The sequence below is a fragment of the Komagataeibacter rhaeticus genome, from assembly GCF_003207855.1.
GTDB lineage: Bacteria > Pseudomonadota > Alphaproteobacteria > Acetobacterales > Acetobacteraceae > Komagataeibacter > Komagataeibacter rhaeticus.
This window is the reverse complement of the sequence record NZ_NKTZ01000001.1, coordinates 150,361-176,741: the sequence shown is the minus strand read 5'-3', so window position 1 is coordinate 176,741 and position 26,381 is coordinate 150,361. Positions and strand designations below refer to the sequence as shown.

Annotated in this window: 19 protein-coding genes, 1 tRNA gene and 2 pseudogenes; 5 read left to right on the top strand and 17 right to left on the bottom strand. The window is 64.3% G+C overall.

Going from position 1 to position 26,381, the window contains the following annotated elements:
- Positions 1–6 precede the first annotated feature (6 nt).
- Complete coding sequence (gene tldD / locus CFR78_RS00805) at positions 7–1,467, bottom strand: metalloprotease TldD (RefSeq protein WP_007397128.1); 1,461 nt, start codon at positions 1,465–1,467, stop codon at positions 7–9.
- Between the two features lie 788 nt (positions 1,468–2,255).
- Between tldD and treF the strand changes: the two genes are divergently transcribed.
- Positions 2,256–4,505 (top strand): alpha,alpha-trehalase TreF, encoded by a 2,250-nt coding sequence (treF, locus tag CFR78_RS00795; protein WP_371440400.1) that lies wholly within the window; start codon positions 2,256–2,258, stop codon positions 4,503–4,505.
- 107 nt (positions 4,506–4,612) lie between these two features.
- Here the strand turns inward: treF and CFR78_RS00790 are convergent, their stop codons facing one another.
- The gene (locus tag CFR78_RS00790; RefSeq protein ID WP_167331772.1) at positions 4,613–6,064 is read right to left on the bottom strand and encodes a glycosyltransferase family protein; all 1,452 of its coding nucleotides are present in this window, start codon (positions 6,062–6,064) and stop codon (positions 4,613–4,615) included.
- Between the two features lie 570 nt (positions 6,065–6,634).
- Between CFR78_RS00790 and CFR78_RS00785 the strand changes: the two genes are divergently transcribed.
- Together CFR78_RS00785 and CFR78_RS00780 are read left to right on the top strand one after the other, a co-directional pair.
- Entirely contained in the window at positions 6,635–7,867 is a 1,233-nt protein-coding gene (locus CFR78_RS00785) for a hypothetical protein (protein ID WP_240471308.1), read from the top strand.
- A gap of 95 nt (positions 7,868–7,962) precedes the next feature.
- Positions 7,963–9,222: a hypothetical protein gene (locus CFR78_RS00780; protein WP_240471307.1), complete on the top strand. Its 1,260-nt coding sequence runs from the start codon at positions 7,963–7,965 to the stop codon at positions 9,220–9,222.
- 200 nt (positions 9,223–9,422) lie between these two features.
- Here the strand turns inward: CFR78_RS00780 and CFR78_RS00775 are convergent, their stop codons facing one another.
- The 6 genes and pseudogenes from CFR78_RS00775 to CFR78_RS00750 all read right to left on the bottom strand — a co-directional run bounded on the left by CFR78_RS00775 (position 9,423) and on the right by CFR78_RS00750 (position 14,329).
- Positions 9,423–10,130, bottom strand: a complete 708-nt coding sequence (locus CFR78_RS00775; RefSeq protein WP_223846597.1) for a TVP38/TMEM64 family protein — start codon at positions 10,128–10,130, stop codon at positions 9,423–9,425.
- A 38-nt stretch (positions 10,131–10,168) separates the two neighbouring features.
- A complete protein-coding gene (locus CFR78_RS00770; protein WP_007397136.1) occupies positions 10,169–10,909 on the bottom strand; it encodes a glycosyltransferase family 2 protein in 741 nt (246 codons plus the stop codon).
- Between the two features lie 513 nt (positions 10,910–11,422).
- Complete coding sequence (locus tag CFR78_RS00765; protein WP_258365836.1) at positions 11,423–12,157, bottom strand: polyprenol monophosphomannose synthase; 735 nt, start codon at positions 12,155–12,157, stop codon at positions 11,423–11,425.
- 210 nt (positions 12,158–12,367) lie between these two features.
- Positions 12,368–12,444: transfer RNA gene (locus tag CFR78_RS00760), tRNA-Pro, on the bottom strand.
- Between the two features lie 56 nt (positions 12,445–12,500).
- Positions 12,501–13,093: pseudogene (locus tag CFR78_RS00755) on the bottom strand (LOG family protein).
- Positions 13,094–13,135: 42 nt separating this feature from the next.
- Complete coding sequence (locus CFR78_RS00750) at positions 13,136–14,329, bottom strand: MFS transporter (RefSeq protein WP_034926777.1); 1,194 nt, start codon at positions 14,327–14,329, stop codon at positions 13,136–13,138.
- Between the two features lie 215 nt (positions 14,330–14,544).
- Between CFR78_RS00750 and CFR78_RS00745 the strand changes: the two genes are divergently transcribed.
- A complete protein-coding gene (locus CFR78_RS00745) occupies positions 14,545–15,120 on the top strand; it encodes an NUDIX domain-containing protein (RefSeq protein WP_034926774.1) in 576 nt (191 codons plus the stop codon).
- Between the two features lie 45 nt (positions 15,121–15,165).
- Here the strand turns inward: CFR78_RS00745 and CFR78_RS00740 are convergent, their stop codons facing one another.
- The 4 genes from CFR78_RS00740 to CFR78_RS00725 all read right to left on the bottom strand — a co-directional run bounded on the left by CFR78_RS00740 (position 15,166) and on the right by CFR78_RS00725 (position 19,190).
- Positions 15,166–15,903 carry a methylenetetrahydrofolate reductase gene (locus CFR78_RS00740; RefSeq protein WP_007397143.1) on the bottom strand — a complete coding sequence of 246 codons (738 nt, stop codon included), beginning with the start codon at positions 15,901–15,903 and terminating at the stop codon, positions 15,166–15,168.
- 27 nt (positions 15,904–15,930) lie between these two features.
- Entirely contained in the window at positions 15,931–16,845 is a 915-nt protein-coding gene (gene folD, locus CFR78_RS00735; protein ID WP_034927234.1) for a bifunctional methylenetetrahydrofolate dehydrogenase/methenyltetrahydrofolate cyclohydrolase FolD, read from the bottom strand.
- Between the two features lie 184 nt (positions 16,846–17,029).
- Positions 17,030–18,601 carry a Do family serine endopeptidase gene (locus CFR78_RS00730; protein WP_034927231.1) on the bottom strand — a complete coding sequence of 524 codons (1,572 nt, stop codon included), beginning with the start codon at positions 18,599–18,601 and terminating at the stop codon, positions 17,030–17,032.
- A gap of 121 nt (positions 18,602–18,722) precedes the next feature.
- Positions 18,723–19,190, bottom strand: a complete 468-nt coding sequence (locus CFR78_RS00725) for a nucleoside deaminase (protein ID WP_110580961.1) — start codon at positions 19,188–19,190, stop codon at positions 18,723–18,725.
- 235 nt (positions 19,191–19,425) lie between these two features.
- Between CFR78_RS00725 and CFR78_RS16160 the strand changes: the two genes are divergently transcribed.
- On the top strand, positions 19,426–19,563 hold the full coding sequence (locus tag CFR78_RS16160) for a hypothetical protein (RefSeq protein WP_007397149.1): 138 nt from the start codon (positions 19,426–19,428) through the stop codon (positions 19,561–19,563).
- A 146-nt stretch (positions 19,564–19,709) separates the two neighbouring features.
- Here CFR78_RS16160 and CFR78_RS16510 read toward each other — a convergent pair whose 3' ends face one another.
- The 5 genes and pseudogenes from CFR78_RS16510 to CFR78_RS00700 all read right to left on the bottom strand — a co-directional run bounded on the left by CFR78_RS16510 (position 19,710) and on the right by CFR78_RS00700 (position 26,377).
- Positions 19,710–19,982 (bottom strand): DNA translocase FtsK, encoded by a 273-nt coding sequence (locus CFR78_RS16510; protein WP_223846724.1) that lies wholly within the window; start codon positions 19,980–19,982, stop codon positions 19,710–19,712.
- Positions 19,983–19,991: 9 nt separating this feature from the next.
- A pseudogene (locus tag CFR78_RS00715) lies at positions 19,992–20,654 on the bottom strand (histidine phosphatase family protein); the annotation flags it as partial.
- Between the two features lie 37 nt (positions 20,655–20,691).
- Complete coding sequence (locus CFR78_RS00710; RefSeq protein ID WP_034931222.1) at positions 20,692–22,800, bottom strand: hypothetical protein; 2,109 nt, start codon at positions 22,798–22,800, stop codon at positions 20,692–20,694.
- Positions 22,782–23,543: an RluA family pseudouridine synthase gene (locus CFR78_RS00705; protein ID WP_051672082.1), complete on the bottom strand. Its 762-nt coding sequence runs from the start codon at positions 23,541–23,543 to the stop codon at positions 22,782–22,784. Before CFR78_RS00705 ends, CFR78_RS00710 begins: the two co-directional genes overlap by 19 nt.
- Positions 23,540–26,377, bottom strand: a complete 2,838-nt coding sequence (locus CFR78_RS00700) for a DNA translocase FtsK (RefSeq protein WP_110580942.1) — start codon at positions 26,375–26,377, stop codon at positions 23,540–23,542. The genes CFR78_RS00705 and CFR78_RS00700 overlap by 4 nt, the downstream gene beginning before the upstream one ends.
- Between the last annotated feature and the right edge of the window lie 4 nt (positions 26,378–26,381).

Genomic DNA, 26,381 nt, shown 5'->3' with positions numbered 1-26,381 from the left:
TATGGTTCAGCCGCCCGTGCCGCCCACGGTCAGGCCGGTCATCTTGAGCGTGGGCTGGCCGACGCCCACCGGCACGCCCTGCCCCGACTTGCCACAGGTGCCGATGCCGGGGTCCAGCGCGGGTTCGCTGCCAATCATGGTGACCTTGGTCATGGCATCCGCGCCATTGCCAATCAGGGTGGCCCCGCGCACGGGGAATGTGATCTTCCCGTCCTCGATCATATACGCCTCGGACGCGGCGAACACGAACTTGCCGGACGTGATATCCACCTGACCCCCGCCAAAATTGACCGCGTACAGGCCACGTTTCGTGCTGCGGATCATGTCCTCGGTCGTGGCGTCACCACCCAGCATGATGGTGTTGGTCATGCGCGGCATGGGCGCGTGGGCATAGGACTGCCGACGCCCGTTGCCCGTCGGCGGCACACCCATCAGCCGGGCATTGAGCCGGTCCTGCAGGTAGCCGGTCAGGATACCATCCTCGATCATCACGGTGCGGCTGGTGGGGGTACCTTCATCATCGATGGTCAGGCTGCCCCGGCGCTCGGGCAGGGTGCCATCATCCACCACGGTCACACCCGGTGCCGCCACCCGCTTGCCCATAAGCCCCGCAAAGGCCGATGTGCCCTTGCGGTTGAAATCCCCTTCCAGCCCATGGCCCACGGCCTCATGCAGCAGGATGCCGGGCCAGCCGGCACCCAGTACCACTTCCATCTCGCCCGCAGGCGCGGGCCGGGCATCCAGGTTGACCAGCGCCATGCGCAGGGCCTCGTCAACCGCGCCCTGCCAGACCTGCGGTGCAAGCAGGCGGGTATAGGCATAACGCCCGCCCAGGCCGTGGCCGCCACTTTCACGCCGCCCGTCCTGTTCCACCACCACCGATACATTCATGCGTACCAGCGGTCGGATATCGGCCATGCGCTGCCCGTCGGGGCGGATGATCTGCACGGCCTGCCATTCCGCCGAAAGCGATGCCATGACCTGTACCACACGCGGATCACGCGCGCGGGCATAGGCATCCAGTTCGGACAGCATGGCGGCACGGGAGGCAAACGTGCCCTCCGCCAGCGGGTTGATGTCGGGATACAGGCGGTGGTTGGTCGCGCGCGGCCCCACGGCCAGCGTGCCGGTGCGGCCGGAGCGGATCTGGGTCACGGTCTCGGCCGCGCGGCGGATGGCACTTTCGCTGATTTCATCGGAATGGGCGAAGCCGGTTTCCTCTTCCAGCACGGCACGCAGGCCAAAGCCGGATGAGGTATCGAAGGTGGCGGAGCGGATCACGCCTTCATCAAGGGAAATGGCCTCGCTTTCACGATATTCCAGGAAAAGCTCGCCATCATCCATGCCGGTAAGCGCCTGGTTGACCAGACGCTCGGCATCCGGGCGGCCAAGGCGGGCACCGGCGCGTTCGTAAAACAGGGCATCGGTTGCGGCCAGCGGGGTAAGACCCTGAAGGGATGAGGGCATGAAGCGGCGACTCCGGTTGGCGGAACGGGAAAAAAATCACGAACGCTCGGCCCATGTGGGGCCAAAAGGGCACCCAGCATAGCCGGTTTCGCCCCATGGGGGAAAGCGGGTGCCTGTTCATGACAGGCACCATGCCTGAAAATGAACTTCCCTCCATCCGCACGGTTTCCCTTTGTGATACCAGACCAAGGCAGGGCATTGTGCAAAGATCAGGTTTTCATTGTTCGGAGAAATGGCGTCTCGTGAAAGTTTCCCTCCTGTGCGGTTCAAGTCTGTCCCGGTCCGCGCCCCGTCAGGCCGGGCTTGTGCTGGCCGGCCTTCTCTACGCCGGTACGTCAGCACTGGCCCAGACAGCACCCGCCACCCCACAGGCGGAACTGGCAGCTGCGCCCGCTTCCATCTCATCCGCACCGCACGGTACGGATGGGACGGCAGCGGCTCCCGCCCTTTCCACCCCGCCGCCCGCGACCGGACCGGTAACTGACGGGGCGCAGACCTATTCCGTCCCGACACCCGAACCGCTTTCGGGGAGCGGCAGCATGCCACCCGCGCCACAGGACCCGACACCCGCCCCCCACACGCCGCCACAGGCCGCGCCCACGCAGGAGGCCACACCCGGATCAGCCCCCCCCACCGGGGCCACGGGCACGCAGCCTGCCCAGTCCGCACCACAATCCGCGCCGCAACCCGCGCCATCCGCCGCCCCGGCAGCACCGCCCGGCACCGCTACGGTCCCGGCACAGGACGGCGCACCCGCCGCCGCCTCACCGGCCCCCGCTGGCACGGCCATGCCCGCAGGCCCGGATCAGGCCAGCCAGACCGTGCCCGCCCCGCCGCCCGCGCCGGGCACCCAGCCCGCACAGGTCGTGCACAAGGAAGGGCCGGCTTCCAGCGGCAGCACACCCGTCCCCCCCGCCACCGCCCTGCTGTCCGACGCGGGGGCGCCGGCGGCACTGGCGCAGGACCTGCGGCCGCCCTCCATCGTGCTGGCGGGCCTGTTTGAGGCCATTGGCGAGGCGCATATCTATACCGATGCCAAGACCGCGGCCGACGCCATACCCGACGAGGCCCCGGCCGACCTGATGGCGGAATACAACACCGCCCGGCTGCGGCCCGATTTCTCGCTGAAGGATTTCGTGGCCCGGCACTTCACCCTGCCCGAACGCAAGACCGTATCCTACCAGCGCAGCCCCGATGAAAACGTGCGCGACTACATAAACGGCATGTGGGACGTGCTGAGCCGCCCGCCAGACACGCAGGTGGCCTATTCCTCCCAGCTGCCGCTGCCCTATACCTACGTGGTGCCGGGCGGGCGTTTCAGTGAGCTGTATTACTGGGACAGCTACTTCACCATGATCGGGCTGTACGAAAACCAGAAGATCGACCTCATGCGCGACATGATCCGCGACATGGCCTCGATGATCGACCGCTACGGCCACATTCCCAACGGCAGCCGGACCTATTACCTCAGCCGTTCGCAGGCACCGTTCTTCTCGCTCATGGTGGACCTGCTGGCCATGCATGACGGACAGGTGGCCTACACCACCTTCCTGCCCGAACTGCAAGCGGAATACGATTACTGGATGGACGGGCAGGATTCCGTGCCCCCCGGCGGGGCCTACCGCCATGTGGTCCGCCTGCCCGACGGCACGGTCATGAACCGCCACTGGGATGACATGGACACCCCGCGCGATGAAAGCTACCCGGAGGACATCGCCACCGCCGCCCAGTCCGGCCGCCCGAAGGAAGAAGTCTACCGTGACCTGCGCGCGGGGTCGGAAACGGGGTGGGACTTCTCCTCGCGCTGGCTGGCCGACGGGCATACCCTGTCCACCATCCACACCACGGACCTGCTGACGGTGGAACTCAACTTCCTGATCCCGCACCTGCAGCAGACCCTGGCGCATGCCTATGACCTGAAGGGCGACAAGGAAGCCGCCGCCCGCTACAGCCGCCTGGCGCAGGGGCGCATAGACGCCGCGCAGCGTATCCTGTGGGATGAACGGCGTGCCGCCTTCATCGACTATGACTGGAAGAAGGGGGAATCCACCTCCATCCTGTCGGGCGCTACCGCCGTGCCGCTGTTCCTGCAGATGGCAACACCGGAACAGGCCAAGGCCGTGTCCGAGACCATCCGCAAGGAACTGCTCAAGGTCGGTGGCCTGATCGCCACCGAACGCAGCGGCAGCGGCCAGCAGTGGGATTCGCCCAATGGCTGGGCGCCGCTGCAGTGGATGGCGGTCAAGGGCCTGAACCAGTACGGCTATGACGCGCTGGCCAGCGATATCGCGGCCCGGTGGATGGGGCGTGTGATCGGCACGTATGAAAAATCCGGCGTGCTGCTGGAAAAATACGACGTGGTCAATCCCTTCATCAGCCCCAAGGGCGGCAAGGGTGGCGGCGAATACCCCATGCAGATCGGCTTTGGCTGGACCAATGGCACGCTGCTTGGCCTGATGAACCGCTACCCGCAGAACACCCGCGTGGTGCTTGACCGCAACCCGGCGGCGGACCAGCCATCGCCCCAGCCCCTGCCGCCCATGAATGCCTATGGCGTGCAGAGCGACAGCGATGCCCTGAGCCGCTACACCCAGCCGACCGTAACCCTGACCCCGCGCCCGGTTGCCCCGACCCCGGCGCTGCCGCAGATGTCGACCGTGGGGGCAAGTGCCCCCACCCCCACCACGATCATACCGGGCGCGCCACCAGCCAGACCCGCCACTACGGCTACGGATACGCCGGCGGCCACGGGACAGACAGCACAACCCGCCAGCACCACAACCGGAACACCGGCGGCAGCCCCATCCGGCGCGCCCGCGCAGGCCGTGCCCGCCGCAACCACCCCCGGGTCGGTACCGCCGGCTGGCACGGAACAGGCGGCTGGGGCCACGCAGGCGGCCACGCCGTCCTCCGCCGCGCCTTCATCAAAGGACGATGGCGCGACCACGGCCCCGTCCCCGACGGCGGATCAGGCCACACAGGACGCCACGACGGCTGGCCGCCCCGCAGCGGGCGAGAACGTGGTTCCTTCCAAATAGAACAGATCAGGGGGAACCGCCGCAACGGGCGGCTCCCCGCTTTTCACGACCGGGAAGCGGTTCAGGCGTCAGGACGGCAGACGGACGCTTCTGTCCGTCTGGGGCCTTCATTCATTCATACCCGCCAGGGCGCGGGAGAACTGGGTGTAATCTGGCGTGCCGCCGCATTGCGAATTGACGTGATACAGGCAGACACCCGTCTTGCAGGTGATCTTCCGCGCATCGGGATTGAAGATGTCGAATCCGTCGCCCCCGATGACGTAGTTGTATTGCGATGCGGGCACATCGCCATCACGGCCGGATGTCAGCAGATACAGGGCATGGCCCGGTTTCATGTGGCTGTAGCCACCCGACAGCCACCATCCGCCATCCCGCCCCACCAGCGCCATGCCGCACATGTCGGGCATCTGCGCCGCCTTCATCTGCATGACCATGATCCGGTTGTTGCGATGGATTTCATCCGCATAGGACGACGCAAAGACCCCCAGTTCCAGAACCACCATCCCCCCCACCACCAGTGGAAGGGGCATGACGCGGCCCGAGCGGACCAGTCCGGCAAGGGCCAGTGATGCCACAAGGATCACGATCGGGATCGCGGCATAGATGAAGGACATTTCCTTATGGGAAATGAGCGAAAAATATAACAGGATGAATAATGGAATGGATGCCATGTATTGCTGTTGCCGCATGCCTTTCCAGAACAGCCAGAATACCGGCACAAAGGCCGCGCCCCAGTAATGGAACAGTCCGAACAGGTAGAATGCCATGGGCATGCTGCCATAACGAAGGGCGACCCCTTCGTTCACGTTCATCTGGAAATTCTTGTATATGGACTGAAACGGATGGCCCAGCGTCTGGTAATCCACGATACCCAGCACACATACGGGCACGACCAGACCACCCGCGATCGGGACAATGGCACGCGGCCCCGCCAGATAGACCACAAGGGCGACTTCCAGCAGGAGTGCTGGCGCCAGATGGAAACGGAATGCAAAGGCGCAGCCGGCCAGCAGCCCGGACAGGAACAGCACGGGCGCGCGGACATGCGCCCTGCCCCGCCGTTTCATCGCGATGTAGATGACAAGCACACTCAGCACCAGCATGTTGCCGCCAATGGTTTCACCCAGCGTGCGGAAGGATGCATTGACCATGTCGGGCCAGAAGGCAGCGGCCATTCCACAAATCCATGCGCCCTCCAGCCCCTCGGTCAGCCATCCGGCCCAGACAAAACCCGCGACCAGCGCCAGTGAGCCCACCGCCAGCACACTGCGCACGAAACTGGCACTATACCCAAGTCCAAGCGCATGACCGGCCTTCAGCATGCCCGCAATCATGTCCGGCAGCAGCCAGGAGCGGATTCCGTGGCGCCATTCCCATGTAAAGACACCATGGCCGGTAATATGATGGTAGGCTGGCTCCATATACTGGAAGAACTCGTCTGCCCGTAATGGCCCAGGGGACAGGAAAACCAGCAGGATACGGATGGCAAGCGCCAGGAACAGTATGACGGCCAGCGGCAGGTACACAGTCTCTCGGAAGGTGCCGGAACAGGATCTCATGCTACTTTTCTGCCATGACATAGCGGGAACGGGCGGAAGCGCCAGCCGTCCGGATGGTGTGGCGGCGTAATGCGGCTATCCGGTCCCGGGGGCCAGCCTGCCCGGTTCAGGACTGTCCGGGGCCGGACGGGACGGGCGTATGATAAACAGCATCATGCCACCGCCCGACAAGCCAATAAGTGTGACCATCGTGTTTCGGTCCAGCCCGAACGATGCCTGGCGTGCCCGGCCTTTCCTGCCCGTGCCGCGCCGATCCCGACACAGCCCCAGGCACGCCCCGCCTGGCAGGGAATGCCGCCGTCACCATTGAAAAAACAGAATTCCATGTCCCAACGCACAGGGCGCGCCGGATACGGGCGATCCCCTGCGCTGAAACATTCCCGGTGCGCCATATTTGAGGAATTTCCCTGTTTCCTGCGACATTTGTCATCCCATGATGAATCTTGTCAGGAGATCGGGCGTACCATATGGATAGCCCGTCTGACCGGGTGAAAGGAAAAAACTGCTTTGGGAAATCTGCGTGGAAGACAGATATTTCCAGCGCTGGCCGCCATGGGCCTCTTTGCCTTCATGGCTACGCTGTACTGTTCTGGCTTCACATCCCTCTACCGCAGTCTCATCAAGCTGTGGGGCATCCATCCCTTTCCCGTACCCTTCATCGATACCGATACGGTCCTTTCCGCGATCCGTTGCATCAACAGGGGCGTGGACGTTTATGTCGCCAACCCGTGCGACCTGCTGGACCGGGTCTATGACTATTCACCGTTATGGACCGTACTGCGCATCTTTCCCATGACACCGGCCTGGCTGCCGCCCATCGGCCTGGGGGTGGATATGGCCTTTCTCGCCTCCCTGCTGCTGCTGCCCGCGGGCCGGTCATGGCGCGATACGCGATGGATTACGGCCGGGGTCGTCTCCAGCGCCAGCCTGTTTGCACTCGAACGGGGCAATAATGACCTGGTCCTGTTCGTACTGGCCGCCAGCGCGGCCACGCTGGCCTGCCGGTCATATGGCTTCCGCCTGGTCGGATATGGACTGGCCCTGCTGGCCGGACTGCTCAAATATTATCCCATGACCCTGATGCTGATCGCCACACGCGAAAGACCGCTCCGCTTCCTTGGTGTTGCGGCTGCCAGCACGCTGCTGGTGGCGCTGTTTGTCATCATCAGCTGGCATGACCTGACACGGGCACTGACCCTGATCCCGACCGGTTCCTACTTTGGAGACATGTTCGGCGCCCGGACACTGGGGGGCGGCCTGACGGAACGCATGGGACTGCCAGCCACCGCGGCGCGGATCATGGAAGGCGTGATGTCCCTGGCCGCCTTTGGCACCGGTGTCAGGCTTGGCATCCATTCGCGCGCGACAGCGGCCCTGAACGAGCGGGAGCGTTCCTTCCTGCTGGTGGGGGCGCTGCTGGTCCTGAGCTGTTTCTTTACCGCACAGAACATCGGCTACCGTGCCATCCATCTCATCCTTGTGCTGCCAGCCCTGTCGGCCCTGCGTGATACAAGCAGCCTGCGCCGCTTTCGTTACGCACTGCCACTGGCACTGGGGGCCTTATGGTCGGGCACATGGTATCATGACCTTGTTTCCATAGACGGTGCCCTGACCCACCGTCACGGCACGACCGTCGTCCAGTCGGCGCTCTGGCTGCTGCGGGAAGGAATGTGGTGGGTGCTGGTCACAATCCTGATAGCCTGCGTGACAGAACTCCTGCTTGCCTCCACCCTTGTCAGGGCCTGCCGTCCCCATGCATCGGACGGATGCATGCCATGCGATGCGGGCAACCCGCCTGTATAAAAAGTTTTTTTTCGCAATTCGTTACAGACTGTCATCACAATGCGCGATAATGACTATTCCGGTATTGAAACGTACCATCCCGCCGGAACATGCCGATGAATGTGCCTTACAGGAATAAAAAAGAAGTCCTTCTTCCGCTTGCCCTCTTTTCCCTGCTGCTTCTGGTCCGTTTCCATTCCGCCCTGCTGCAGGGTGGGCGTTTCATGGCGGAAGAAGGCAGCATATTCTTTGAAAAGGCCAGCACCTCCTCCTGGTACGATGCCCTTTTCTATTCCTATGGCGGCTACCTGAACATCGTGGCCAATGCCAGCACACTGCTGGCCTTCCACTTCATGCCGGTTGCGGATGCGCCCTATCTTACCATGGCCATTGCCCTGCTGTTCCAGCTCTGTGCGCCCCTGATCATATTGACCGCCCGGGATGCATGGCTTTCGACATTCAGGGTCCGCTGTACCGTTACCGCCCTGCTGCTGCTTGTTCCCGAATCCGCGGAAGTGTCCCTGCACAGCATCCATTCCCAATATCACCTTGCCCTGTGCTGCGGACTGATCGTGTCCATGGCGACAGAAACGGGATGGCGTGAATCCCTGCGCCGCATCCTGCTTTTCCTGGCGCCCCTCAGCGGCCCGGGAGGGGTCATACTGGCGCCGCTCTTCATCCTGCGCGCCCTGGTCGACCGTTCGCGTTCCAGGCTGGCCGAGTGCCTGATCATCAACCTGTCAAGCGCGATACAGATGCTCTTCTTCTTCCACAAGTTCAATGACAGGGTATACAACTTCAATTTCTGTGATTTCGTCCTGGTATTTCTTAGCCGCTACATCATGTACCCCTTCATCGGGTTCAAGCATTTCGTCGTCCATGCGGGCCATCATCTCCAGAAAATGGAAATGGCGGGCGATACCCCCTATTCCCTTGTGATTCTGACACTTCTCCTGATCGTACTGCTGGCCGGCATACTGGCCAGGCAGGCCATGCGCGACAGGGATGCGCGTGAAGCGGTCTGGTTCGCGCTGGCTGCGGGTCTTCATGGCTCGGCCTCGCTATACGGCGCGCTGGGCGGGGCGGTCACCGCGCTTCCGGCCGGCTGTGCCGAACGATATGTTTTTGTCGGCCAGTCCCTGTTTGCCGTCAGCATTGCCTGCCTGTCCGTGACGGGAACCCGGACCATCAGGAAAATCTGCGCGTATCTCGTACCCATCATGCTGGTGATGGGGGCCTATCATTATGTGGCCACCGGCAAGAACATGCTGCATGGTCCCTCATGGTGGGGTGAAGTCGCGCTGTGGCGGCATGACCATAGCCATGCCCTGCGGGTCTGGCCCGCGGAACCCGAATGGACCATGCATCTGCCCTGAATGATGTCCGCACGCCCCTTGCCGGGCACAGCGCACGGGGCGGAAAGGGACCTGAAATCCATCAGGACCGGGAACAGCCTGCTGATAAAAAACGACAGTCCGGGATGTCGCCTTTTTTCAAAAAGGTGACATTGCCTGAGGCTTCCTGAAAAAAGCCTCGCCAGAAACCCTTACAATCCAGACGGCCCCGGACGGTGGCGTCACCCGTCCGCTCTGGACAGGACCTTCGTAATGACGCGCGTCAGGTGCCAGATCAATGCAAAGGTGCCCACAACCCCTAATATCAGGATGGCGGCATGGACCCAGGAGATGCTTTCACCCGTGACAGACGTAAGACTACGGGCCGTCAGTGCCCCCATGGTGATGTAGCCCAGCAGGGCCGGCAGGGAAGCAAGCGTGCCAATGAGGTAGGCCCGCATGGACAGCGAACTCATGCCCAGCGCATAACTGGTAATGGCAAATGGCATGATGGGAGAGAGACGGAACAGGCATGCAATTTTCCACCCCTCGGCAGAAAGAACCCGGTCCAGCCGGTCCAGCCGGGTCCGTTTACACAGGAACCTGTGGATCAGGCCGCGCAGGAAGGTCCGTGACAGGACAAAGGAGATCAGTGCCCCGATCATGGTGGCGGGAGCCGCCAGCAGGAAACCGTCCACAATACCGTAGGCCGCGCCGATACCCATTGCCGTGGCCGAGGCAGGCAGGATGCCGCACAGGGCAACCACAATCTGGATCAGTTCACACGCCAGCCAGCCGCGCCAGGCACTGTCTTCATGAACATTGGTCAGTACAGTCCCGATCACGGCCGCAATGTCATTATAGCGGACAAGAAACAGGATGGCGGCCAGTACGATGAAACCGAAAGCGATGGGTATGATCCTGAAACCGGTGCTGCGGTCTTTTTTCAAGACAGCATCGCATTTGCGGTCATCACCCAGCAACATGTTCATTTCTTGAATATTTTCTCACGGTAAATGCCCATCCGGTTCAACCGGTAGGATGCGGATGTTTTCAGCACGCCCAGACCGTATTTCACGCTCCGGCGGAAATTGATGGACGAGGCTTCGGCAAAGTAGCGCGTGGGACATGAAATTTCGCCAATGCGGAACCCGGCATTGATGACCTGCGCCAGCATCTGGTTATCGAAGACAAAATCATCCGAGCACTGCTCAAGCGGTATTGTCTCCAGCACTTCGCGGCTCCAGCCACGATACCCGGTATGGTATTCGGACAGCTTGGCATTCATGAGGATGTTCTGCGTCAGCGTCAACGCCCGGTTTGCCACGTATTTGTACAGCGGCATGCCACCCTGCAGCGCCCCCTTGCCCAATATGCGTGAGGCAATGACCCCGTCATAATGCCCCGAAGTCAGCATGGCGGCCATCGCACGGATCAGGCGTGGAGAATACTGATAGTCCGGGTGCAGCATGATGACGATATCCGCACCCCGGGCCAGCGCGCTTTCATAGCACGTTTTCTGGTTGCCGCCGTAGCCACGGTTCGTGTCATGTTCAATCACATGGATGCCAAGCGAACGGGCGAGTTCCGCGGTATTGTCCCTGCTTGCATCGTCAGTCAGGATGATGTCGTCCACAATGTCCCTGGGGATTTCATCATAGGTCTGCTGCAAGGTCTTTCCTGCGTTATATGCGGGCAGAACCACCGCAATGCGCTTACCGTCCATCATAAAAGCTGAAGTTTCCTATCGATAGAACATGAAACCAAGGTCATCCACGCAGATGGTCTATCGTAAACCGCCCTGATTTGACATCTCTTTATGCAGTGCTAGTCGCTGGATGCGACCTGTATTCCAATCATACATCATAAGCATATCAGTCATAAACCATTCCTGTTACTGTCTTATGATGCGACATGCCGTGACGGGCACGGGAATAAGGACCCAACTCCTGATGCCCGAAGGAATAACGACGGACAAGCACAAGGATGTGTAGGGTCCATTTCATTGTCAATATGGATTGAAGTAAAGTTACAATAAGAGTAAATGTATTCTAAATACATTTACTTGCAGTTTCATAAAAATAAAGTAAATATTTTTTTAATATTGTTTTGTTTTGTAACGAAAATCATGCCTTCTGAAGGGAATGCTTTTGCAGGACTGGACCGGATAGCACAAGGCCATTCCTGCCCCCTCGCCACTGGACGCAGCCCGTGACGGACAACGGATGCCACGGCTTGCGCGCTATTTCTTTCGCGCGAATACGTGATGGGCAATCATCTGTCCGAACTGCAGCAGTACCTTGCGGTCCATCTTGCTTTCCCCTTCATGGCGCGAACGGAAAACAAACGGCAGTTCGACCACACGCGGCGCGGTCTTCTGCGCCATCAGCATGTCCAGCAGGATCTTGAATCCCGTGCCGGAAAGCCGGGCGACGCAACTGACAAACAGGTCACGCCGCACGGCAAAGAACCCGCTCATCGGGTCACTGATCCGCACCGACAGGAAATGCTGGGCAATGCGGATGCCCGCATCGGACAGGAACAGCCGCCATGCATTGGCAAGGCCGCTGTTATCGCCCCCTTCCACATGCCGGCTGCCGATCGCCACCTCATAACCCTGATTCTGGATGGCATCGAACATCCGTGCCAGCAGGCGTTCATCATGCTGCATGTCGCCATCCATCACCGCAACCACCGGCGCGGATGACGACAGGACCCCCTCGATCACGGCAGAGGACAGGCCACGACGGCCAACACGCAGGATACCGCGCACGCGGCTGTCCGCCTGCGCCAGGCGCCAGACTTCGCCTATGGTGCCATCGGGGGAACTGTCATCAACGAATATGAGTTCCCAGTGCAGATGCGGCAGCGCCCGTTCCACCGCACGGAACAGCGGCTCCACATTCCCGCATTCATTATAGCATGGAATGATGATGCTCAGGGCCGGGCCTGATCGGACTGTCCCCCCGTCATACATATCCGGATGCGCGAGGGCTGAAGAAACTGGCATACTCGGTAAAGATCCCGGGGCTTGCATACGGATGGCGGGGCGGCGGATGCGCCATCGACGGATCACACATGACAGGGAACGGGGAATAAAGGATTTCCCGGACCGCTGCAATATCAGGGATATGCGCACCCGCAAACAGAAACAAGCCGGACGCCAAAAGCCTCCGGCTTGCAAATCTGGTCGGAGTGAGAGGATTCGAACCTCCGGCCCCTGCGTCCCGAACACAGTGCTCTACCAGGCTGAGCTACACTCCGTTGCAGGCGGCTATACAAGGCCGCCGGGCTTTAGGCAAGGGGATAGATGAAAAGATTTACAGCGTCGCCACGGTATCGCGCGCCCCGGCCTGCGCGGGCAGCGCCTCCAGCGCCGCCATAAGCGCGGGTACATCCGGCACGACGGCAAACAGGTCGCGCACGGCGGGGGCCGCAAACCCGTCGGCAATGCAGCCTTCGATCATGGCCAGCAGGGAATCGGCCCATCCCGCGATGTTGACGATATAGATCGGCTTGTCATGCTGGCGCAGCTGCCGCCAGGTCATGATCTCGATCGTCTCGTCAAACGTGCCAAGCCCACCGGGCATGACCACAAAAGCATCGGACAGCGCGAACATGCGCGCCTTGCGGTCATGCATCCCCTCCGTCACGGTCAGGTCGGTCACCCCTTCATGCATGATCTCACGCGAATGCAGGAAGGCGGGAAGGCGGGAATGATGCCCGTCACCGCCCCGCCCGCGGCAAGGGCCGCGTCCGCCACCGTGCCCATAAGCCCCACATGGCCCCCACCATAAACCAGCCTGATCCCGGCATGCCCCAGCGCGCCCCCCAGCGCGCGGGCCTGCGCGGCATATTCCGGCCGCGAGCCGAAGCGCGACCCACAAAAAACGGCAACGGATGAAATCTGCATCGCCCCAGCTCTGCTCCTTGCAAGAATGTCAGCCAGCCACGCTCAGCGTGACAGGAATTTCAGCACAATGGTCGCACCCACGCCCGCCAACGTAAACAGGGCAGAGGTCACAAACAGCGCGCCATACCCCAGGGTCTGGATGACCAGCCCCAGCAGCGGGCCGGACAGGCCCACCGCGATATCCAGGAAAACGGAGAACGCCCCCAGCGCCGCCCCCCGGTTTTCCGGCCCCACACGCGCCACGGCCAGTACGCCCATGGCCGGAAAGACCAGTGAGAATCCGGCCCCCGTCAGCGCGGCCCCCAGCGCGGCCCCGCCGGGAGAAGCACACTGCCACAATACCCCCAGACCCAGCGTTTCCACCAGCAACGAGACAAATGCCACGACCAGCCCGCCCCGGCGGTCGATCTGCCGGGCGAACACGAAACGCATGAGCATGAAGGTCAGGCCAAACCCCGCCAGCGCCATGGCCGCCCCGTTCCAGTTGTTATGGGCATAGAACAGCGCAAGGCAGGCCGAGATCGTGCCAAACCCCACGGACCCGCAGGCCAGCACCAGCCCATGGGGCAGGACGCGCATGAACACCGTGCGGAACGGCATGGGCGGCCCCTTGCCGGGCACCGGGGGCACGGGCGCGTACTGGCGCGCCAGCACGAAACCGAACAGGGTCAGCGCCGCCGAGAGCGCCCCCACCACCGTCAGGCCGCCATAAGGCAGCGGCAGCCCCGCCAGCAGTTGCCCCACCGGCGCGCCAAGGGCAATGCCGCCATAGGATGTCACCCCATTCCACGAGATCACCTGCGCGGTCCGCGCCGCGCCCACGCGGCCGATGTTCCACATGATCGCACCCGTCGCGGTCCAGCTTTCCCCCACGCCAAGCAGGATGCGGCTCAGGATCAGCAGTCCGATCGACAGGGCCGCGAAATGCAGCATGACCCCCGACAGCAGAAGCGCCGCCCCCGACAGCGTGCAGACCGCAAGCCCGACCACCACAGTGGGCTTGGCCCCGTGCCGGTCCGCCTGCCGCCCGGCACTGGCGCGCGAGGCAAAGGTGGCCAGGTACTGCAGCGAGACCGCAAGCCCCGCCAGAACCGTATTGTAGCCCAGCACCTGATGCACAAAGACGGGAATGACCGCCATCGGCAGGCCGATATCGATGTAACACAGGAGGTTGAACAGGACGACGGGCAGTATCCGTCGTGTCGGTGACCCAGATGACGCCTGCTGCCCGGTCATGATACGCTTGCACTCCAGAGTTTGAAAAAAACACAGGCCCTGCCCGGTCGTGGCTGGCGGCCATGCCAGCCAGCGGGCAGAATGCCTGTGGAACGACCCTTGATACCGCTTATGGAAAAAGCTGAAAAAACCAAACCACGCATTCGTTCCCGCACCACAGCACTGTGCATGACGCATGCGGGCATGATGGACACGATCAGGAAGGATGGCGTTTCATGACACAGTCTCCCACCCCGGATGCGGGTGGCTATACAACAGTTTCCACCCGTACCGCCTATGAAAACCCATGGACCCGGCTCCGTGAGGACATCATCATCCGTCCCAACGGCAGGCAGGGCCTGTATGGCGTGGTGGAACGGGGTGATTTTGTCGTGATCCTGCCGTTATGGGACGGGCCGGACGGCCCCCGCGTCACGCTGATCCGCCAGTACCGCTATCCCATCCGGCAGCGGATGTGGGAACTGCCCATGGGCATGTGGGAAAATCGCCCCGACGCCCCCCCCGAGGACGTGGCGCGCGGCGAACTGCGTGAGGAAACCGGGCTTGTGGCCGAACACATGCGTGACGCCGGGCTGATGTACCAGGGTGCGGGCTACACCACGCAGAAAGGCCGCGCCTTTCTTGCCACCGGCCTGCGCCAGGGAGCACACCAGCGCGAGGACACGGAAGAGGACATCACCTGCCACACCGTAACCCTGGCCGAGATGCAGGCCATGATCGTGGATGGCCGGATTACCTGCATGGTCACGATCGCGGCATTCGGGCTGATCCGCGCCCATGGCTGGATCTGACCCCCGGCCGGGCCCGTTCCCTGCGGGACAGGCCCGGCGCACCGCCTATGCGCGGCGCAGGGGGATAAGGTAGCGCTCCAGCTTGACCCGCAGCGGCATGAGATAGGTGTTCCCCCCCGCCTGCGCCACCGTATCCATCATCTGCCGGGCAAAGGCGATGTTGGCTTCAAGGGTGGGGTCGAAATCATGGGGGAAGATGACGTGATTGGTCGTCTCCCAGTACGAACGTGACCTGGGGCCGATGACGGGCGAGATGCCCCAGAACACGGTCTCCCCCTCCAGCCAGTTCATGCACAGGTCAAGCATGCGCATGTCAAAGATCGGCTGGGTAAAGAACCCCATGGCCCCGGCTTCCTTCTTGCGCTCGATGGCCTGCATTTCCTTGTAGGGCGCGCGGCGATAGGGGTCGAACGCGGCATAGACATCCAGGTGCGGCGCCTCACGCCGGTAACGGGCAATCACGCTCTCGCTGGTATTGGGATAGGTGCGGTGACGCAGGTCGGTCGGCGGGTCCCCCTCCACAACCAGCACTTCGCGCAGCCCGGGATCATCCGCCCCCGGCAGCGGCGCATCAGGGGCAATGTCGATTGCGCGGACATGCGGCACCACGCGCGGGAAGATGGGGCGGATCAGGCGCGCCGCCTCCCAGCTGCGCAGCGGAAAGCGCAGCAGGTCGGGAATATTGATCAGCTGCGCATCGGGGAAATGCTGGCTGACCTCGCCCGCATCGCGCAGCAGGGTTTCCCTGTCACGCGGGATCAGTTCGACAGCCGTCAGGCCCATGGTTCATTCCTTTCCCGGCAGCACGCTTCAGGGCGCGCGCCCTTCCACTATGGTACGCGCCGCATCCAGCGTATTGCGCAGCAGGCAGGCGATGGTCATCGGCCCCACCCCGCCCGGCACCGGCGTGATCAGCCCCGCATGGGGGGCGACCTCATCAAACTTCACATCCCCCACCAGCCGGGTCCTGCCGCCGGGCAGGCTCACACGGGAGATACCGACATCGATCACGGTCGCACCGGGCCTGATCCAGTCACCGCGTACCAGTTCGCGCACGCCGGTCGCCACCACCACGATATCGGCCTGCCGGGCAAGGGCCGCCGTATCGCGCGTGTCGATATGCGCCACGGTCACGGTGCAGCCTTCCTGCAGCAGCAGCTGCGCCATGGGCCGGCCAACAAGGTTGGAGGCCCCGATCACCAGCGCGTGCTGGCCCCGCATGTCCCCCACATAATGGCGCAGCAGCAGCAGGCAGCCCAGCGGCGTGCAGGGCACGATGCCCGGCAGGCCCAGCGCCAGCCTGCCGGCATTGACCACGCCCAGCCCGTCCACGTCCTTTTCGGGCACGATGGCATTGGTCACCGCCACCGGGTCCAGCCCGCCGGGCAGGGGCAGCTGTACCAGGATGCCGTGAATTTCGGGGTCCACGTTCAGCCGGGCGATCAGGCCCAGCAGTTCTTCCTGCGATGTGGTGGCAGGCAGCATGTGCATGAACGAGCGCATGCCCGCGCGATGGGTCTGCAGCGCCTTGTTGCGCACATACACCTCGCTGGCGGGATCGTTGCCCACCAGCACCACGGCCAGGCCGGGGGTGATGCGGTGCCGGTCATAAAACGCGCTGACCTCGGTTGCGATATCCTGCGTCAGGCGGGCGGCGAATCCCTTGCCATCAATCAGGCGCGCACCCGACGATCCGTGGGCATCGGATAGTGCTGGACCGGTCATCATCCCTCCAAGGCGAACATGGCAATGCGTGCAGATAAGGCAAGATGCCCGTCCGCCACAATCATCGCCCCCCGCTTTTTTGCCCGAAACAGCGAAAAAATGCGCCCGCCCCGGCAGGCATGCACGAAAATGGCCGCGACAGGACTGTCGCGGCCACAAAGCGGGCCATCAGGCTGGCGGGATGTTACTGGTCATCATCATCGGGGCTGGCGGTGTCGGCATCGTCCGCATTGGGACTGACCGCCACGAACACGCTCTGCCCGTTCCGCACGACGCGCAGCAGCACGGAATGGTTGGCCTGCAACGCCTGCCGGATGGCGGAGACGGTGGCACGCGGATTTTCCACCGGCACGTCACCCACCGCCTGGATCACGTCGCCTGCATGGATGCCCGCCTGTTCAGCGGCGGAGCCGGGCTGCACGTCGCTCACCACAACGCCACGCACGCTTTCCTCCAACCCCAGCTGCTGGCGCAGGTCGGGCGTCAGCGGGGCCAGCGTCACGCCCAGTTTCGGGCCCTTGTCGGCATCATGGGTGGTATCGCCCACCGTGCCATCGGCCGTGCCGCCCTTGCCCAGGGTGGAGATCAGCACGCTGGCCGTCTGCGGCTTGTTGTTGCGCAGGTAGGAAAGCGTGGCCTTCGTGCCCGGCACGATGGTCGCCACCTTGACCGCCAGCGTATGCGGGGTGTCGATCGGCTGGCCATTCAGCTCGGTCACGACGTCACCCGCCTTCAGTCCCGCCTTTTCCGCCGGGCTGCCCGCGCTGACGCTGGCCACCAGCGCGCCGGTTGCCGGTGCCCCCGTGGCAGAGGGCTTCATGCCAAGCGCGCTGGCCATGGACGGCGTGATGGCCTGCGCCGTCACGCCAAGGTAGCCGCGCGTGACATGGCCGGTCTTTTCAAGCTGATCGACAATGTTCTTGACCGTGTCGGACGGAATGGCAAAGCCGATACCGATCGACCCGCCGGAAGGAGACAGGATGGCGGTATTCACCCCCACCACCTTGCCATCCTGCGTGAACAGCGGACCGCCCGAGTTGCCACGGTTGATGGGGGCATCGACCTGGATGAAGGAATCGTAGGGACCATCACCGATATCACGCCCGCGGGCGGAGACGATACCCGCCGTGACCGTGCCGCCAAGCCCGTAGGGATTACCCACGGCCACGACCCATTCACCGGGCTCGACCTTGTCGGAATCACCCAGTTCGATGAAGCGCAGCTTGCCCGAGGGGGAGACCTTGAGCAGGGCGATGTCGGTCTTGGAATCGCGGCCCACGATCTTGGCGGGGAGCGCCGTGCCATCATCAAGCGTCACGGTGACCTTGGTCGCACCCTTGACCACATGGTTGTTGGTCACGACATAACCATCGGGCGAGATGACGAAGCCCGAGCCACGGGCCTCCACGGTGCGGTGGGCCTGCTGGGGCATCATCTGGAAGGGAAAGGGGAACGGGAAGCCACCGGGCATGCCACCGGGACCACCATCCTCGCCCGTATCGGCATCCTTGATGCGTGCCGTAATGGAGACCACGGCCGGTTTGACCTGCTTGACCAGATGCACGAAGTTCGGCAGCTGCTGGATCTGGGTATCAGGGTGGATGGCCCCGGTATCATCCGCGCGCACCGGGGGGGCTGCAAGCAGGCAGCCGCCCGCGACCGTGCCGACAACCAGCGAAGCCAGCAACCTGCTGCGAAACCGGCGGGAAGTGAGGGTGTTCGACCGCAATACGTCTGACATGGCATCCCTGAACATGATGGTCCTGCTTAAAACTCGAAACATACGGGCGGGACTGGCCGCCGTGGCTTACAGTCCCATCCCCTGCATTGTGCCGCAAGAGAGCCGACCCGTGTTATACCGTTGCATGACAAATAGGTTAGGCACGCAGCTGGCGGAAGAAGTCCTGCAGCAGCGTGCCCGCCTCACGCTCACGCACGCCACCCACCGTTTCAGGCCGGTGCAGGCAGCGCGGGTGCGTGAACAGGCGTGGTCCATGCTCCACCCCGCCGCCCTTGGGGTCATAGGCCCCGAACACGATCCGCCCCATGCGGAAATGGATGGCGGCCGCGGCACACATCGGGCACGGCTCCAGCGTGACATACAGCGTGCAGTCCGCCAGCCGCGCGCCGCCACGCAGGCGGGTTGCCGCGCGCATCACCTGCATTTCCGCATGGGCGGAGGGGTCATGGCATGCCTCCACCCGGTTGCCCGCGCGTGCCAGCAGCCGCCCCCCCGGCCCCGCCAGGGCCGCGCCAACCGGCACCTCCCCCCGCGCCGCGGCGGCACGGGCTTCCTCCATCGCGATATCCATGAAATCTGCCGGACGGAAACATGAACCACTCATGCCCGGCACGATACCAGCGCCCCGTACGCCGGCAAGATGCGAAGCCTGCCCGGAGACCGGAGCTGACAATTTTTTTCTGGATCAATGCCACGTCAACCTGTCACCATACGTTACAGGCCGGTAGCCACGCTGGAGTCCGCACGCCAGCACACAGGACGCCAGCACACAGGGAAACACAGGTCGGGGCACCGGCCGTGACGCCGGTAGCCACCGACCCTTCGGGAAGGACAGGGTCATGCATACGCTCACGCTTGTTCTTGCCACGGCCGCCATAGTGGCGGGCATGGCCACGTCGGACGGTCTGCGCGCCCCCCGGAGCCAGCCAGAGGAAGGCTGCGTGCTGACCTGCATGCTGCATGCCCGCACACACTGAACGCCAGCACGGGCCTGATGGATGGTGCGAAAGCCTGCCTGCAAGACCTTATGGAAACATGAAGATTTCCCGCTGCCCCGTTTCCGCGGAAACGGGGCAGCAGGGTCCCTTCATTTTCCATCAATGGATCAGTGCGGGATGAGCGCCTAATCCCCGGTCCGGCTCATCAGGACCTCACGCCGCCCGATATGGTTGGGACCACTGACACGCCCTTCCCTTTCCATCTGCCCGATCATCCTGGCGGCACAGGAATAGCTGACCGGCAGAAGGCGCTGGAGGAAGGAAGCCGATGCCTTGTTCTCACGCGCCACGATGGCAACCGCCCGCGCATAGAGCGCGTCCGTATAGGTCTCATCCTCCGTCTGGTCGGGATCGATGACCGCCGCATGGGTGATGGCACGCGGGCCGGTCCTGCCCATGGCGGGCTGGGGCAGTTCATTCACGGTCACGATGCGCCACCCTTCCGGAAGGCGTTCGATAATGCTGAGCGACAGGTTCTGGATGGAAAAATGCAGTGCCGTATCGGCATGAATCCGCAGGGCATGGGCCAGCGCGCCCCGAATGGCCCCACCATGGCTGACCACAACCATGTCCTGCCCCGCATGGCGGGCGGCCAGACGGTCAAGGCACGCCCCCACACGGGCACAGACCTGTACCATGCTTTCGCCCTGCGGCGGCTGTTCGGTCGCACTGACGGACCAGAACGGATGGGCGGGCAGGTTCAGCCTTTCGGGCAGGGTATGGTGTTCAATCCCGTGCCATTCCCCCAGTGACTGCTCGATCAGGTCCGGTTCGACATGCAGTTCGTGCTGCCCGTAACCCGCTTCCTGTATGGCGCGCGCCGTATGCTGCGTGCGCGACAGGGGCGAGGTGAACCACAGCGCCGGATGCGGCAGGCGGCGCGCCAGGGCGGCATACATCCAGCGCTGGGTCTTCAGGCTGTCAGGACACAGGGCCACATCCATCGTGCCATACAGCCGCATGCGGGCATTCTGTTCCACCAGCGCGTGCCGGATCAGCCAGAAACGGGTCACACCTTTCTGCAACTGGGGGGTATCAAGAAAATTGCCGTGATTGGTTTGTTTGCTCACGCTTGAAATCCATCGGGTGTGAAAATGCGGGAAAATTTCAGGCAGGCAGGATGGCCTGTGCCTGCCAGCCGCGTGGCAGGTAGGTCTGGACCGGGGCAGCATGGCCCAGACGGGACCAGTGGCGCAGGATCAGGCTGATCTTGGCCAGGATCTGGCCGACATTGCGGACTTCGCGCCCAAGCCGTTCGGTGGGGTCCATGCCCGCATGCGACGGCTCGCCCGAAACAAGCCGTGCCCCGGCTGAAATGCGCAGCGCCCCCGCAACCGCACCGGGCAGGTTGGGATGGGCCAGTGGCACCGGCTGGCCCACATGGCACAGCACGGCGGCAAGGACAGCATCGGGGTCATCCGCCGGAACCAGATCGGACAGGTCGGTATTGAGCCAGGCGTAAAGCTGGCGTGCCTGTGGCAGGGCCAGCGGGCGGAAGGTTTCACCCGTGCTACCGGGTGCGCGGACAAAAAAGCTCAGTATGGTGGGCAGGCAGTCCCAGGCATTGTCCAGCACGGGCCGCGCGGGGGCCACGGGGGGCAGCAGTTCCAGCGCGGGGTCCGCCGTGATCCGGCCCGCGACGGCGGTCAGGAACCCCTGCAGCCGGTCATGGATCAGGGCACGGGGAATGGCGCTTAACGCCGCCATTTCCGCCAGGGCCGCCTGCCAGCGCAGGATCAGGCCGATATTGTGCCCCTGCGGCAGCACGTCACAGGCGCGCCCCACAGGCCAGGCGTGGCGGTAGCTGTAATCCCCCAGCCCTACGGGAAGCGGCCGGGCGCCATCCAGCCTGCGCCGGACACCGGCAGGCAGCAGCAATGCGCCGCAGAACGGCGGGCCGGTAAAGAATTTGGAGCCTGTCACCATGACCATCCACCCCATGTCCAGATAGGCCCGCACGCGCAGCGGGTCCAGCCGGGCCTGACAGGCATCCACCACCACGTCAGGGGGGCAGGCTTCACCGGCCTGCGGTGCGCAGGCATGCTCCAGGGCCGCAAGGCCAGGGGCCAGCAGGCCGGTCTTGGACAGGTCCAGACGGTGCAGCAGCACATGCCGGCCCGCGCGCCGCATCCGCCATGTCAGGCTGCAGGTCTCGGCATCCACATCCGCAGGGGGGCGCACATGGCCCGCCCCGTCACGCATGGGCACGTTGATGACAAGGGTATCTTCCGCAAACCCCGCGATCCGCGCGCCCCTGGTCACCCGATGGCCCAGCGCGGTATCGTTGGCGAAATGACAGCCCATGGCGGCCAGCGGCACGCCGCTGCCGGTTTCCTCGGGGGCCAGCAGGATATTGCTGACCGGCCGGCCACCCGGCGCCAGACCCGCCAGCGCCAGTGCATACAGTTCACAGTCCGTGCCCGAGGGCGCAAGGACCACCCCCTCATCCCCCGTCAGGCCGAAATGCGCCGCGATCCGGGCCTGTATGTCGCCATCAAGCTGGCGCGCCGTGGCATCGCCCCTGCCCTGCAATGCACCTGCCAGCAATGACAGCCGTGCCGTCTCCGCCCCGGCAAACCCCCGTTCGGACAGCGAGGACGCCGTGGAGGACGCAAAGGTGATGGCCCATGGCCGGGGCCGGTGCGAACAGCCATAATGGTTGAGGCCGGTCGCCGCATCCACGGCCAGCCGGGCGTCGCCCCCCGTGGCCATGAGATTCTCGGTCGGGCCCAGCATGGGCCACAGCGCCAGCAGGCGGGCATGAAGGGCCACAAAGGAATCGGGAGCGACATCATGGTCCGGGGCCGGTTGCAAAGGGGCCAGCAGGGGCCAGATCAGGCGCAGCGCTCCGGGCGCGGGCACATCGGCCCGCGCCATCTCCGGCACCCATGCGGCAGGCGCGTCGGTATCCGCCCGGCCGGTATCCAGATACCAGAACAGGGCCGCCGTGCGGGCGGCGCAGAAGGCGGCGCACAGGGCATTATGGGGAGCCAGTTCCAGCAGGGGCGCCAGTTCAAGGGCATGGCGCAGGAAGAAGGCCGTCTCCTCCTGCTGGCCCTGCGCGGGCAGTCCCAGCACGATGGCGCCACCGGGCAGGATGCGGAAAGGAAGGTCGAGCGCCGGGTCCAGCATGATCTGCCGTCCGCCCGCGATCACCCGCAGGTCGGGCCGTTCCAGAACACGCAGCAGCTCCTGCGTCAATGTGTGGGCAAACACCGTGTTGCTTCCTTTTCCACGTTGCCGGGCGGAACGGCCCAGCCGGCCTGTGCCATCAGGCGGTCCATATGCGCGGGCGGCATGGCCATGGCATGCACGGGAACGTCCAGTGGCAGGTGGATGCTCCGGCTCATCAGGTGTAGCGCCCCCGCCGCCCGCGCGCCATAGCGGGCATCACCCAGTATGGGACAGCCAAGGGCGGCACAATGGGCGCGGGCCTGATGGGTGCGCCCGGTTTCCAGCACCAGTTCCAGCCAGCTTATGGGGTTGCCCGCCCCGTCCTGTCCCGTGGCAAGGGTGCGCCAGCGCGTGCGCGCGGGCTGGCCACCGCGGGCCGTCGTCACCTGCATGCGCCACTGCCGTCCCTGTTCCACACGCGCAAGCGGGGCATCCACCGTGCCGGAAGGGCCAGCGGGCATGCCCTGCACGATGGCCCAGTACGTCTTGCGCGCCCGCCCTGCCGCAAAGCATTCCTGTGCCGCGACAAGGGCCTGCTTGCGCAGCGCCACCACAAGGCAGCCCGCCGTGTCCTGATCCAGCCGGTGGGCCAGCCACGGGCCGTTGCGGTGCCGGGAAATCAGGGGGAACCAGTCCTCGACACTGGGGCCGCCCGCGCGCGCCGGATGCACCGGCAGGCCGGGCGGCTTGTCCAGCACGATGAACCGGCTGTCATGGTACAGGACCGCGCATGGCAGGGAACGGGCAGGCGGCACGGGACCACGCGGGCGGGCGGGCGCGGTCATTCGTCTTCCGTGGTACGCCGCATGAGCACTTCACGCCGCCCGACATGGTTGGCCTCGCTTACCAGACCCTCCTTTTCCATCTGCTCGATGATCTTGGCGGCACGATTGTAGCCGATCGAGAGATGGCGCTGGATGAAGGATGTCGAGGCCTTGCCTTCGCGCGCCACGACCTCGACCGCCTGGGCAAACAGGCCATCTTCCTCCGCCCCGCCCGCGGGGGCAGAGAAAGGCTTGCCGGAACTGTCTTCCTCCTGCGGGGAGATGACATCGTCATCATAGATCGGCTCACCCTGCGTGCGCAGGAAGGCGACCACGGCCTCGACCTCGCTGTCATCCACGAATGGCCCGTGCACACGCGTGATCCGGCCGCCCGCCTGCATGAACAGCATGTCACCCCGCCCGAGAAGCTGCTCGGCCCCCTGCTCGCCCAGGATGGTGCGGCTGTCGAACTTGCTGATGACCTGAAAGGAAATGCGGGTGGGAAAGTTCGCCTTGATGGTGCCGGTAATCACATCGACCGACGGCCGCTGGGTGGCCAGGATCAGATGGATGCCCGCCGCGCGTGCCTTCTGCGCCAGGCGCTGCAGCAGGGCCTCGATCTCCTTGCCCGCCACGATCATGAGATCGGCCATCTCATCCACCACGATGACGAGATAGGCCAGCGAGTCCAGCGCAAGCTGCTGTTCCTCGAAGGTGGGCTTGCCGGTTTCGGGGTCGTAGCCGGTCTGGACGCGGCGGGTCACGATCTCGCCACGCGCGCGCGCTTCGGCCACGCGTTCGTTATAGCTGGCGATGTTGCGGACCTGCAGATGGGCCATGGCGCGGTAACGGCGGTCCATCTCGCGCACCGCCCATTTCAGGGCCGCAACCGCCTTGGCCGGTTCCGTCACCACCGGCGTCATGAGATGGGGAATGCCTTCGTAGATCGAGAGTTCAAGGATCTTGGGATCGATCAGGATCAGGCGGCACTGCTCGGGTGACAGGCGGTAAAGCAGTGACAGGATCATGGAGTTCACGCCCACCGACTTGCCCGAACCGGTGGTGCCCGCGATCAGCAGGTGCGGCATGGCGCCCAGATCGCTGTAGACCGATTCGCCCGCGATATCCTTGCCCAGCGCCAGATTGAGCCGGTTTCGCGAATGCGCCCATTGCGGGTCCTGCAGCAGTTCGGAGAAATAGACCGTCTCACGCCGTGCGTTGGGCACCTCGATCCCGATCACGTTGCGCCCCGGCACGGTGGCGATCCGCACGCTGAGCACCGAGAGCGAACGCGCCACGTCATCCGCCAGACCGATGACGCGGGCCGCGCGGATCCCGGCGGCGGGCTGGAGTTCATACAGCGTGACGACGGGGCCTGCGTGATAGGCCACGATCTCCCCCTGCACGCCATATTCGGACAGCACGGTCACAAGATGCGTGGCGTTGGCCTGGAGCAGTTCCTCGGTCGGTTTGGTCGCGGCATCGGATGGCGGCGGCCTGAGCAGCGACAGCGGCGGGAACTGCCATTCCGGCTGCGGGGGCGGGGTGTAGCTTTCCTCCTCGACGGAGGGCATGGCCGGCGGAGGGACGTATTCCTCCGGCCCGGCCTGGGGATCTTCGGCCTGACGGCCGCCCCCACCGGAAAACAGGCGCGACAGGAAGGTCGGCCGCGCGGGTTCGGGCGCGGCTACCGGCAGGTCGTCCTCGTCCTCGGGCGTGACGATGAAGGGCTTCGTCCCGGTTACGGGCGGTTCTTCATGCCACGGCGCACGATCCGATGTGGGGGTGGGCACAGGCCCCCCCATGAGCAGCGGCGCGGAGACATCTTCATCCATGCCCGGTGGATGCATCCAGCTGGTCTGGAGTGAAACCTGCGCCGGCCGCGCGCCATCCGTCTTGCGGGCTGGCAGGGTCCCGGGCTGTTCCTGTGACCCGGCCAGGGCTATGGACCTGTCCTCGGGCGCGGATACGGCTTTTGCTGGTGGCCTGCCCTCCAGCGGCATCATGGCGGTGCCGGGCGTGGGCGGGGTGGGTACGGGCGCGCGCTCCTGCCGGGGCGTACGGAACAGCGACGTTCCCGGCCCGCCCGGGGCTTCCCCCGCCCCGGCATCGGCTTCAGCGCCGCGTGTCAGATAATCCGGATAGGCCGCCGCGGGGGCTTCATCATGCGCAGGCCGGGTCCGGCCCTTCATGTGCCGCAGCCACCCTGCCAGCGCCATGGGCTGGCGCAGGACGAAACGGATGCCCCGGCCCATCGCCTTCCATTCGGACAGCGAAAGCGCCATGGCCAGCAGCAGCAGCAGCCCGCCAAGGACCAGCCCGAGCAGCCAGACCAGCAGCGGCCCCCAGTGCCCCATGAACACGGTCGCGGCCTGGATGGACATATGCGCCACCGACAGGCCGACCGCCCCCCCCACCCCGGCATCGGTTGGCCAGAGCGGGGCATGCAGGCCCGGCAGCAGCAGGGGCAGGGCCGCGATATCCGCCGCGATGACCGGCAGGCCGCATATAAGGGCGATGAAACGCAGCATGGCCGAGGCCAGCCCGTGGTGGCGGATCAGCCGCCAGCCCCATGCCAGCAGGCAGAAGATGGCCAGCATGCCCACGATCCCGAAATCCTGGAGCATGAAGTCGGCCATGTAGGCACCCGGCCTGCCCAGCAGGTTGGCCGGTGCCTGCCCACTGGCGGTATTGGCCGACGGATCGCGTGGGTCATAGCTCCATAATGCCATGGCAAGGCACAGCGCCACGATCCACAGCCCAAGCCCGCCCGCTTCCGCCAACCGTTCGCGCAGGCGCGAGCGCACCGGGCCGGAGGAAAGCGAGTCAGGGACAAAACGGCTGAAGATCGCCAAAAAT